The organism is Parabacteroides sp. AF18-52, assembly GCF_003479145.1.
Taxonomy (GTDB): domain Bacteria; phylum Bacteroidota; class Bacteroidia; order Bacteroidales; family Tannerellaceae; genus Parabacteroides; species Parabacteroides faecis.
This window is the reverse complement of sequence record NZ_QUGR01000003.1, coordinates 171,213-183,270: the sequence shown is the minus strand read 5'-3', so window position 1 is coordinate 183,270 and position 12,058 is coordinate 171,213. Positions and strand designations below refer to the sequence as shown.

At 43.2% G+C, this 12,058-nt stretch carries 8 protein-coding genes; 5 read left to right on the top strand and 3 right to left on the bottom strand.

What is annotated here, in order from left to right:
• Positions 1–11: 11 nt before the first annotated feature.
• The 3 genes from DWX23_RS07560 to DWX23_RS07550 form a co-directional block, all read right to left on the bottom strand.
• A complete protein-coding gene (locus tag DWX23_RS07560; RefSeq protein WP_122374033.1) occupies positions 12–1,292 on the bottom strand; it encodes a hypothetical protein in 1,281 nt (426 codons plus the stop codon).
• Positions 1,279–2,007, bottom strand: a complete 729-nt coding sequence (locus tag DWX23_RS07555; protein ID WP_229801129.1) for a type III pantothenate kinase — start codon at positions 2,005–2,007, stop codon at positions 1,279–1,281. Before DWX23_RS07555 ends, DWX23_RS07560 begins: the two co-directional genes overlap by 14 nt.
• Before the next feature lie 101 nt (positions 2,008–2,108).
• On the bottom strand, positions 2,109–3,263 hold the full coding sequence (locus DWX23_RS07550; RefSeq protein ID WP_122374031.1) for a 6-bladed beta-propeller: 1,155 nt from the start codon (positions 3,261–3,263) through the stop codon (positions 2,109–2,111).
• A 941-nt stretch (positions 3,264–4,204) separates the two neighbouring features.
• Here DWX23_RS07550 and DWX23_RS07545 point away from each other — a divergent pair.
• From DWX23_RS07545 to DWX23_RS07525, 5 genes are all read left to right on the top strand, one after another.
• Positions 4,205–4,444, top strand: a complete 240-nt coding sequence (locus DWX23_RS07545; protein WP_122352918.1) for a GlsB/YeaQ/YmgE family stress response membrane protein — start codon at positions 4,205–4,207, stop codon at positions 4,442–4,444.
• Between the two features lie 30 nt (positions 4,445–4,474).
• Positions 4,475–5,656, top strand: coding sequence for a DUF4105 domain-containing protein (locus tag DWX23_RS07540; RefSeq protein WP_122374030.1), 1,182 nt, complete (start codon positions 4,475–4,477; stop codon positions 5,654–5,656).
• 16 nt (positions 5,657–5,672) lie between these two features.
• A complete protein-coding gene (locus tag DWX23_RS07535) occupies positions 5,673–7,262 on the top strand; it encodes an alkaline phosphatase family protein (protein WP_122352916.1) in 1,590 nt (529 codons plus the stop codon).
• 171 nt (positions 7,263–7,433) lie between these two features.
• Entirely contained in the window at positions 7,434–10,820 is a 3,387-nt protein-coding gene (secA, locus tag DWX23_RS07530) for a preprotein translocase subunit SecA (RefSeq protein ID WP_122374029.1), read from the top strand.
• An 86-nt stretch (positions 10,821–10,906) separates the two neighbouring features.
• Positions 10,907–12,049 carry a glycerate kinase gene (locus tag DWX23_RS07525; protein ID WP_122374028.1) on the top strand — a complete coding sequence of 381 codons (1,143 nt, stop codon included), beginning with the start codon at positions 10,907–10,909 and terminating at the stop codon, positions 12,047–12,049.
• The last annotated feature ends 9 nt before the right edge of the window (positions 12,050–12,058 follow it).

Genomic DNA, 12,058 nt, shown 5'->3' with positions numbered 1-12,058 from the left:
AAGTTAGCAATTTAAATTTTCTTCTTCCAGAACCACATTTCATTAAATGTATAATTAATAGTAAAACGGAAATACTGTTCATCGATCATGTTTTTCCCACCAGGTTTAATCTTATTGTATTCAAAAGATATATTTAATAACGAACGGTTATCAATCAAAGGCAATCCAAAACCAACACTCACACCATATTCATTATATCCGTTACCCTTATAGGCAGCATCTTCTGTATTATTTATCATCAAATAAGAATTGCTGTAATGAGCACCGGCACGGTATCTTACACGGCTGAAAAAATTACGATTCTGATAGTTCGGAATGATCTCACCACCGGCAGCTACCCGGACACGGTCTTTAAAACTATCTTTTGATCCTGAATAAGAAGCCTTATCCCATGTTTCGTACAGTACGTCCGCAGCTAATGTCAGTTTATCCTTTTTCACATACGATGCACCAAAACCAATCGAATTCGGTATATCGAAAGCTAGACTCTTCGTCGTATCGGAAGCTACAACTTCGGCTGAACCGGAACTATTCACATTATACGTTGTATTGATATACGTCGAGTTCAGATGATTTTTCGGAGAAAAAACTAAACCCAATGTAATCTCTTCCCTTTTACTGATAGGGTGAGTATACTGAATACCAAAATCCAGTTTTATATCCCGCACTTCCAGATTCTGATTCCGAACAGTATTATATCCTGAACTGTTTACAAATGCATTTGCCTGTTCATGCTTGATATTACCAAAGAGGTATCCGACATTTGCTCCGACTGAAAGACGCTTCTTCCATATATCTATAGACAAACCAGCATACAAATCGTTTAATCCACCGGAACCATTAAATGATTCCACATAATTGGAACCGTCGCTATTCGTTCGTACAGCACCAAAACTATATCCGACATAAGAATAGGGTAAAATACCGACACTCATGGCAATACGTTCATGCAGAGGAAACTGCAATGCGATATATTCAACGTTTCCATTAATATTGTGTTGCTTATTGATTCCATCGTCAAACCAGGACAATTGTCCGGATGCTCCGAAATCAAAAAGAAATGTCAATGAATCCATACAACTGTAAGAAGCAGGGTTCATCGGGTTTATCTGTTTCGATGATCTCAATCCGAAACCTACACCACCCATTGCCCGTCCTGCTCCAAACGAGCGATCAGCCAATTCACCGTAACCGAAGCGGGTATATGGCGAGTTAGTGTTATTTTGTGCCGCGAGCGACAACTGTGTCAATATAAGAATGCTTGCTATTAGTAGCTTATTAATCTTCAACATTATACTCTAAGATTCTATTTAATCCTGTCAACACTAAATTAATGTCTGCAAAGATGGAGTTTTTTAGCCGTCTTTCAAAATAAAACGAATGACCGCCTGTTAAAAAAACCAAAAGATTAGGATATTTTATCCGTAACATCTCGATGTACCCATCCATCTCGTAGACTATTCCATTTACTACTCCTGCTTGAATAGCACTCTCAGTATTTGTTCCCAATAAAGGGATCTCCTCCTGTTCCGTCACCAAAGGTAGTTTTTTTGTATAAAAATTCAAAGCTTTGAAACGCGTAGTCATACCCGGAGAAATATTTCCCCCCAGATAAATGCCTGAAGCTTCGATCAGTTCGTAAGTGATTGCTGTGCCAGCGTCGATGACCAGCAGGTCTTTTCCCGGTTCCAGGTAATTAGCCCCAACTGCCGCAGCCAGCCGGTCTTTTCCCAAAGTTTCAGGCGTTTCATATTGAACCGAAATAGGCAATCGGATAGTCTCATCCAAAAAGATGAAACGCTGAAGTTTCCCCCGAAGGTAATCGTTCAGCTCTTCGTTCTTGCCTATCACTGTCGACAATATTCCATGTTTAAAATCGTATTTCCCAAAGAGAGACTCCAATTCATCAACATCGAATTTCTTGTATACAAAAGAGGCTTCCATATGCCGTCCGTTGTATACCGCAACTTTTGAAGAGGTGTTTCCTTGTTCTATAATTAAATTCACGTGACTGAAATTTTCCGCAAAGAAAAGCAAAATTGGTGAAATAACAGGCATAACTAAGGTACAACCTGTAAAATAATCAGCAAAAAAACTTTCAGATGCTCCTATTTCTTTTGCTTTACCAACATAATCACCGGATTGTCTTCTTCATCCAACTTCGAGGCAATTTCTTTCAATTTGCCATCTTTCAGTTGGCCTTTCTTGTAAATCTCAACAAGTCGGGATGCATTTAAACTGGTGGCATTTTCGATTTCACGGTTAATTGATTTCGCTGTCATAGCTACAGTTCTTTTTTCTGCATAATCGTCATTGTATACGGCAACTTGGAATATGGCTTTTTCTTCTTTGTCGTACACCAGTTCATCCGTATAGAATCCATTCCCCTTTTCAAAGTTAAATACATTTTTAAGGGTTTGCATAAAATGATAACGGTCGGTAGAAATACCCATATAAAGAAAAACTTCTGGCTGCATGGTCTGTACAGAAGGGGTTCTTGCAATAAAGGGGGCTAATGTTCCATCCGGTGCATAGCGATATAATGTATCAGCTGATGTCTCCACAAGTGTCCAAGTGTCGTGGCTCAGGCGGATTGGGTAAGAATAGCTTGCTACAAATCTATCGCCATCTGCCACAATCGGTGTGTTAATCGTTTTAAAAGGAATAAAAATTTCCCGCGTCACACTTCCATCCAGTTTGGATATAATAATATGGTATGATTTGCTTCTATCCTCTCCTTTACTATGATAATCTGACATGTCATAGCAAATCAAATTATATTTGTCATAATCAAATATAGATGAAATCTCCCGATCAAGATTCAAACACCGCTTGAATCCTCCGTAAGGATCGTACACTAAGATTTTATTACCCTGCGACTTTACGAATATTTCACCATTGCCTTCATCTAATATAACCTCATTCATCCTTGTATATTCTTCCGCCCCTTGCCCTTGCCGATTTATCTTCCTTACCCCTTTACCGGTTTTTCGGTCAAAAAGAAAAATATCCCCATCATTATTTCTATTTGTCACCAATAAATATTCTTTTCCAACATCCCGTACCAAACCTTGCGTGAGAAACTCGTCAGTGGTTTCCAACGCAATATATTCCACATCCATAAAATCCTGAAGAACCAGTTCTTTTTTAGGATAGTTTGTTGTGACATCAACAGAAATGAGATCATCTGCCTGCTGTTTATTTTTTCCACATCCTGCTACTACAAACAGGATAAAAACTAAAATTAAATTTTGATTCTTCATATAAGTACTAATGTTTTCTTTTTAATCTCCGAAAGCTACATAATATTACGAATAAATCGTAATCAAAAGAGTGAATAATATTTAATCATCACACATTTCGTACCTATTTTAATTTAATGGTTTGAAATAAACAGAGTGTTTTTCTTAATTTTCTTTATAACAATGACTATCAATGAATTTGCATCATATGCAGCAAATGAATCAAACCCGCCACCTATAGTCAGATCCATAGGCCCCGGTCCAATAGAAGAGTTTACCCAAAATCAGATTCTGATATATTCTTTCATACAAATTAGCAAAAAGATATTTATAACCATATTTTAATATCAAACAGATTCACAGTACACAAATATACTTACATACACATTATCCGGAATAACTGTTTTAGCGAATACATATACACATTAATTAACATTCATCTCTCTTATTCCCGCTTTTTTACCTAACTAAATTTGGATTAAACAAAAAACCCATCTCGTTTTAAACGAGTTTTTTTTCATTTTAAATGAGAAGGGGGTTCGTTTTAACAGAAAAACGTGTTAAAGAACCTTTAATATCGAGAAGTTGGTATGTTTTTTTGTTCTGGATTTTATGCTTTCAGGCATATTTTTACCACAGACCACTCTTAGACATGGCACAAAATCATCTTTCACAAATCATCCGGAAACCGATATACCAGAACATAAAGTCACAACAATATATACATCACTGCTATATTCATCGACCAGTCCCTTTTTTATCAACAAAAAGACATAATAAAACCATCGGAGAATCGTCTAAAAAAGCCTTTACTCGTCCCCGGACTCATATATTCAAGTAATGAAACAGATGAAATATCATTTTGACAAAAAGAAGAACAGATTTACTCTCAACCGATTCATTTGTTTAAACATAAGTCCCCGATCCCTTGTTTATTAATAACAACACTAAATTAGGTTATTATGGGAATTATAGGTTCGATTATTATTGGTATCCTTGCCGGTTTTCTGGCTGGGAAGATATTGAAGGGAAGTGGATTCGGGTTGATTGTAAACCTGATAGTAGGTATCATCGGCGGTGTATTGGGCGGATGGATATTCGGGCTGCTGGGATTGAGCGTGAACGGAGTCATCGGAAGCCTGGTCATGTCGACTATCGGTGCCATCGTTTTATTATGGATCGTTTCTCTATTTAAAAAATAGCTTTACCTTTGTGCGATAAAAATTTATCGTATGAAAAAGAACTTGCTTCTGCTTTTTCTGCTCCTTTGCCTGATCCCGGCAAAGGCGCAAAACAGATTAAGCGACGAAGCGCAGATCAGCATATTGACGGCAGCTCCATCCGATGATGAAGTCTACACCTTGTACGGACATACAGCCATACGGGTAATAGATACTTTGCATAAGCTCGATGTCGTATTCAACTATGGTATTTTCGACTTTTCAAAACCCAACTTCATTTATCGCTTCACGAAAGGGGAAACGGATTATAAACTGGCTGCGTACAATTTCTCACATTATATAATAGAATATCAGATGCGGGGAAGCGAAGTGACCGAGCAGGTACTGAACCTCACCCCGGAAGAGATCAATAAGATATGGAATGCACTGATCGTCAATGCACAGCCGGAGAACGCCGTTTACCGGTACAATTTCTTTTTCGACAATTGTGCCACCCGACCGGTCGCTATCGTTGAAGAACAGGTGAACGGGAAAGTTAAATATAACGATCCGCCCGAACCGCAGACATTCCGCGATCTTATTAATTATTGTACGCGAAATAACTCATGGCTGACATTCGGATGCGACCTGGCATTGGGAAGTCCGACCGACCGGACCGCCACGCCGCATGAAATGATGTTCCTACCGGTTTACCTGAAAGAGGAATTCGAAAAAGCAACCATTGTCAATCCGGACGGAAGCGAAAGAAAACTGATCAAACAGACAAACCGACTTTCGGAAGAAGTGATCGACGACACCAACGGTACGAAAGAATGGTTCACCCCTATGTTATGCAGCATGATTATTTTCCTGCTGGTACTGTCGATCACATTTGTCGAATGGAAGAGAAAAACCTATTTCCGTCTGATGGACTGCATCCTCTTTTTCCTTGCAGGAGTGGCCGGTACGGTATTATTTTTCCTCTGTTTCATATCGACGCATCCATGCATCTGGCCAAACTGGTCGATCGCGTGGTTACAACCTTTCGACCTGGTAGCTGTTATTTTGTTTGCAGTAAAAAAGTTCAGAAAGGCTGCATATTATTATCATTTTATTAACTTTGCGGCGCTTACGCTGCTGTTGGCGGGTTGGTACTTCATCCCACAACACTTAAATATAGCATTTATCCCGCTTGTAGCCACGCTTTGGCTACGTTCCGGATACGGTATATACAGATGGCGGGCACATATTTGAACAGATGGAGAATCGAATGAGAAAAATAATAACGTCGCTTATCGCAATCCTGGTAGTTACCAACCTGGAGGCACAACAACGTACCCCCAAACTTGTGGTTTGTATCACCGTAGACCAGTTAAGAGGCGATTATATCGAATATTTCTACAATACATTCGGTGAACGCGGTTTCAAACGGTTGATGAACGAGGGTTTGGTATATAACAATATCAAATTTGAATTCACGGATGTCGACCAGGCAAGCGCTTTCGCCACCTTATTTACCGGAAGTAATCCTTGTTTTCACGGAGTTACCGGAAATAAAATCTACGATTTCGACAACGATAAAGAAACTTCAGTCCTTTACGATAAAGACTATCTGGGGAATTATACACGTGAGAACTATTCTCCCAAAAAGATGTTCAGCTCCACGATCGGAGATGAGCTGAAAATCGCATCCAAAGGAAGAAGCGACGTTTTTGCGATCGCTCCCGATCCTGAAAGCGCCATCCTTTCCGCAGGACATGCTGCCAACGGAGCATTCTGGATGGATGACATAAACGGGAAATGGGCTACAACCACCTATTACAAAGGAATCCCCTGGTACGTAGATCGTTATAACAATGGGGTAGAATCTTTGTCTGCCCGCCTGGACCAGATGGTATGGACACCTTCCCTCCCACTGGACAAGTATAATGCTTTTCCTTATGTACTGGATGAAATCCCATTCAAATATACCTTTAATGAGAAGACAAACGATTGTTTTCCAAAGTTGAAAACAACACCTTTCATTAATAAGGAGATCAACCGCCTGGCATTACAGTTCCTGGAATATGGGGCTTTCGGCACACGAAGCTGCCCGGATATGCTGGCAGTTACGTACTATGCCGGTAATTACAAAGGGATACTAAGCAAGGATTATACCCGTGAAATCCAGGATACCTACTATCAACTGGATAAAGACCTGGAACAGTTGCTGGATGCTATCGACAAGAAAGTCGGTCTAGCCAATACATTGGTCGTATTTACCGGTTCCGGTTATTACACCAGTGAAGAGGAGTATGCGGACGGGCTACAGATAAACGGCGGCGAATTTCATCCGAAACGTTGCGTAGCGCTGCTCAACATGTATTTGATGGCTATCTACGGCCAACAGAGCAATTGGGTAAAAGGTTTCTATAATAACCAGATCTATCTGAACCGTAAGGCTATTGAAGATGCCAAACTCAGCCTGACAGAGATTCAGGATAAGTGCGCCGAGTTCCTGATGGAATTCAGCGGAGTTCAGCATGTAACAACCGAGCATGCCCTTCGAACCGGTGAATGGAACGAAGGAACGGTTAAATTCCGTCAGGGTACTCATCACCTGAAACGTGGTGACCTGATCATCGAATTACAACCAAGCTGGATCATCAACAACGACAATCCGAAAGAAAAAGTTAAAATAATTCGTAACAACGCAGTCATCACTCCGCTTGTATTTATCGGTAACGGCATCAAGCCGGAACATATCTACCGCGAAGTAAAAGCCACAGAGGTAGCCCCCACGGTAACCCATGTGCTGAGGATACGGCCACCTAACGCTTCTCAAAGCTTACCCCTTTGGGAGTTGACGATCAAAAGATAAGACCTGACCGGTCATTCAATATTGTTGTTAACCTCCCACTACTCGATAAACAAAATTTGACAGGTATTAATTTTGGCATGGAATTTGATAGAAATATATCATTCCGGTGATCAAATTAATCCGATCGTCAACAAATAAACACTTTACGAAATAAATAAATTAATATATATCATGGGATTTAATGAATTTATGACGAAGCTGTTCGGCAATAAGTCGCAGCGAGACCTGAAAGAGATCACTCCGTACGTGGATAAGATCAAGGCCGTATATCCGTCAATCCAAAAGCTCTCGAACGATGAACTGAGAGCAAAAACAGATGAAATCAAACAACGTATTCAGGATTATGTAGCTGCTGAACGGGCTCAGGTAGAAGAGCTTCGCAAAGGCATCGATGATAAAGAACTGGAAGAACGTGAAGCTATCTGGACTGAAGTAGATAAAATCGAAAAGGCAATCACCGACAAGATGGAGATCGTTCTGGAAGAATCTCTTCCGGAAGTTTTCTCTATTATGAAAGAAACAGCCCGCCGCTTCACTGAAAACGAAGAAGTGGTAGTTACTGCAAGCGATTTCGACCGCGATCTGGCGACCAAACACGATTTCGTTCGTATCGAAGGTGACAAGGCAATCTTCCTGAATCACTGGAAAGCCGGTGGTAATGAGATCGTATGGGATATGGTACATTACGATGTTCAGCTGTTCGGTGGTGTCGTTCTGCATAAAGGTAAGATCGCCGAAATGGCAACCGGTGAAGGTAAAACATTGGTAGCAACCCTGCCGGTATTCCTGAACGCCCTGACACGTAACGGTGTACACGTTGTAACCGTGAATGACTACCTGTCAAAACGTGACTCGGAATGGATGGGACCGCTTTATATGTTCCACGGACTTTCCGTAGACTGTATCGATAAACACCAGCCGAACTCGGATGCCCGCCGCGCTGCTTATAACGCCGACATCACATTCGGTACAAACAACGAATTCGGTTTCGACTACCTGCGTGACAATATGGCGATCAGCCCGAGCGACCTGGTACAACGCAAACATAATTATGCCATCGTCGATGAGGTCGACTCCGTATTGATCGATGATGCCCGTACACCGTTGATCATCTCCGGTCCGATCCCCCGTGGTGAAGAACAACTGTTCGAACAGTTCCGTCCGAACGTGGAAGTCGTGGTAAACGCACAGAAAGAGTTGTGTTCCAAAATGCTGATCGAGGCCAAGAAAAAGATGGCCAGCAGCGATCCGAAAGAAGTAGAAGAAGGTTCTATCCAATTATACCGTTCATTCAAAGGATACCCGCGTAACAAAGCGCTGATCAAATTCCTGAGTGAACAGGGTGTGAAAGCCCAGATGTTGAAGACTGAAGAATACTTCATGTCGGAAAACATGCGTCATATGCACGAAGCTACCGATGAACTGTACTTCGTGATCGATGAGAAAAATAACAGCATCGAACTGTCGGATAAAGGTATAGACCTGCTGACAGGCCGTTCCGACGACCCTACTTTCTTCGTTTTGCCGGATATCACTTCCGAACTGTCACAGTTGGAAAACTTCAAAGGCTCGGAAGAAGAAAAGCAGGCTAAGAAAGACGAGATCCTTGCCAACTACTCTGTAAAAAGCGAACGCGTACATACTATTAACCAGTTGTTGAAAGCCTACACATTGTTTGAAAAAGACGATGAATATGTGGTGATGGACAACAAGGTGATGATCGTAGACGAACAGACCGGACGTATCATGGACGGCCGCCGTTACTCTGACGGTCTGCACCAGGCTATCGAAGCCAAGGAAGGTGTAAAGGTTGAAGCTGCTACACAGACATTCGCTACCATTACTCTGCAGAACTATTTCCGTATGTATCACAAGCTGTCGGGTATGACCGGTACAGCCGAAACGGAAGCAGGCGAGTTCTGGGACATCTATAAACTGGATGTAGTGGTGATCCCGACAAACCGTCCGATTGCCCGTAACGATATGAACGACCGTATCTACAAGACCAAACGCGAGAAATATGCTGCCGTGATCGAAGAGATCAGCGCATTGGTAGAAGCGGGACGTCCGGTACTGGTCGGTACGACTTCAGTCGAAATCTCCGAGTTGTTGAGCCGTATGCTTACCCTGCGTAAGATCAAACATAATGTATTGAATGCGAAGTTACACCAGAAAGAAGCCGAGATCGTTGCTTTGGCGGGTCAGAGCGGAACGGTGACTATCGCAACCAACATGGCCGGTCGTGGTACCGACATCAAGCTGTCGCCGGAAGTAAAAGCCGCTGGCGGTTTGGCCATCATCGGTACGGAACGTCACGAAAGCCGCCGTGTAGACCGCCAGTTGCGTGGTCGTGCAGGACGTCAGGGTGACCCGGGTTCTTCTGTATTCTACGTATCACTGGAAGATAACCTGATGCGTCTGTTCGCTTCCGACAAGATTGCCGGACTGATGGACAAACTGGGCTTCAAGGAAGGTGAAGTACTGGAACACAATATGCTGAGCAAATCGGTAGAACGTGCACAGAAGAAGGTAGAAGAAAACAACTTCGGTATCCGTAAACGTTTGCTGGAATATGACGATGTGATGAACTCACAACGTAACGTGATCTATACCCGCCGCCGTCACGCCTTGATGGGAGAACGTATCGGTCTGGACGTACTGAATACGATCTACGATACTTCTATTGCCATTGCCGACCAACATTCGGACGGAATCGACTACGAAGGATTCAAGCTGGAACTGTTCAAGACTTTCGCTATGGAAAGTCCGTTCACAGAGGAAGAATTCAAGAGCATGAAAGGCGGACAGTTGGGTGACAAGTTGTTCGAACAGGCTTTGCAGACATTCAAACGCCGTATGGAGCGTATGACACAGGTAGCCCACCCGGTGATCAAACAGGTTTACGAACACCAGGGCGCTATGTACGAAAATATCATGATCCCTATCACCGACGGTAAACGTATGTACAATGTTTCATGTAATCTGAAAGAAGCATACGAAACTGAAAGCAAAGCGATCACGAAAGCATTCCAGAAATCGATTGTACTGCATACCATCGACGAAGCATGGAAAGAACATTTGCGCGAAATGGACGAACTGCGCCACTCGGTACAGAATGCAAGCTACGAAAACAAAGATCCGTTGTTGATCTACAAGCTGGAATCTTACAACCTGTTCAAATCGATGGTCGACACCATGAACCGTAAGACAGCCGCCGTATTGATGCGCGGACAGATCCCGGTGCGTGAAGAGCCGACAGAAGAAGAAAGACAGGCAATGGCTGAACGCCAGGCGGCTGCACAGCAAGCTCAGCAGCAGGCTGCCGCAGCAGAGCGTCGCCGTATCGAAGTAAGACAGGCTGGTCCGGAACAACGCCAGGACATGAGCCGTTACCGTACGGAAAAAACCGACATCAGCGGAAACAATGATCCGGAAGAACGTGCTCCGCAGCAACCGCGCCAGGAACCGGTTCGTGCCGAAAAGCGAGTAGGACGTAACGATCTCTGCCCTTGCGGAAGCGGCAAGAAATACAAAAACTGTCACGGACAAGGTTTATAAAACCTGACAAGATAACAGATAGAAAGGGTAGCTTACTGGTTAAGCTGCCCTTTTTTGTATCTTTACCCCATCCAAACAGATAGAAAATGAAAATAGTTATCGCTGTCGATTCTTTTAAAGGATGCCTTTCCTCCTCCTCCATCGCCAACGCCGTAGAAGAAGGGATACAGAATACTTTGTCCGGATGTGAAGTGATCAAAGTACCTATAGCCGACGGTGGCGAAGGGACTGTCGATGCGCTGGTAGATGCAACCCTAGGGAAAATCATAACTATACCGGTGCATAACCCCTTGATGCAACCGATTCAGGCCAGCTACGGTATGACGGGAGACGGACAGACGGCAATCATCGAAATGTCGGCTGCCAGCGGCCTGGATCTGATTCCTTTGAAACCGGGGAATGTTATGGATACGACCACCTACGGCACGGGTGAAATGATAGCCGACGCCATCAAACGCGGCTGCCGCAATTTTATTATCGGTGTGGGCGGGAGTGCGACGAACGATGCCGGAACAGGGATGATGCAGGCTTTGGGTGTCCACTTTACTGATGAAAAGGGTAATGAGGTGGAAAAAGGAGGGAAAAGTCTTTCCTCCATCCGGCATATCGACACACAAAACCAATTACCTGAATTACAGGATTGCACTTTTCATATAGCAACCGATGTTACCAATCCCTTTTATGGTCCGCAAGGAGCAGCCTGTATATTCGGTCCGCAAAAAGGCGGGAATGAAGAACAAATCAAAGCACTCGACAAAGGGATGGAACACCTGGCTGAACTTATTTTTGAAACGACCGGAAAAGAGATCGGCCATCTGCCCGGAGCAGGAGCCGGCGGCGGTATGGGAGGAGGTTGTGTCGCTTTTCTGCAAGCTAATATATCTCCGGGTATTGAACTGATTATGGATTATCTGCATTTTGACGAGATCATTCGCGGGGCCGGTCTGGTGATCACCGGAGAAGGAAAGATGGACCGGCAAACATTGTTCGGCAAAGTACCTGTCGGCATTGCCCGTGCAGCAGCCTCACAGCAGATTCCTGTCATTGCCATCACCGGACAACTAGATATTACAGCAGACAAAGAATTACGGGAAGCAGGTCTGTCCGCTATATTCCCTATACACCCTGCCCCCATCTCCCTGGAAAAAGCGATGCAACCAGACTATGCCTATCGTAATATCCGACGGACCATAGAACAGATTTGCTATATTCTTAACTTATTATTTTAAATGAGGACA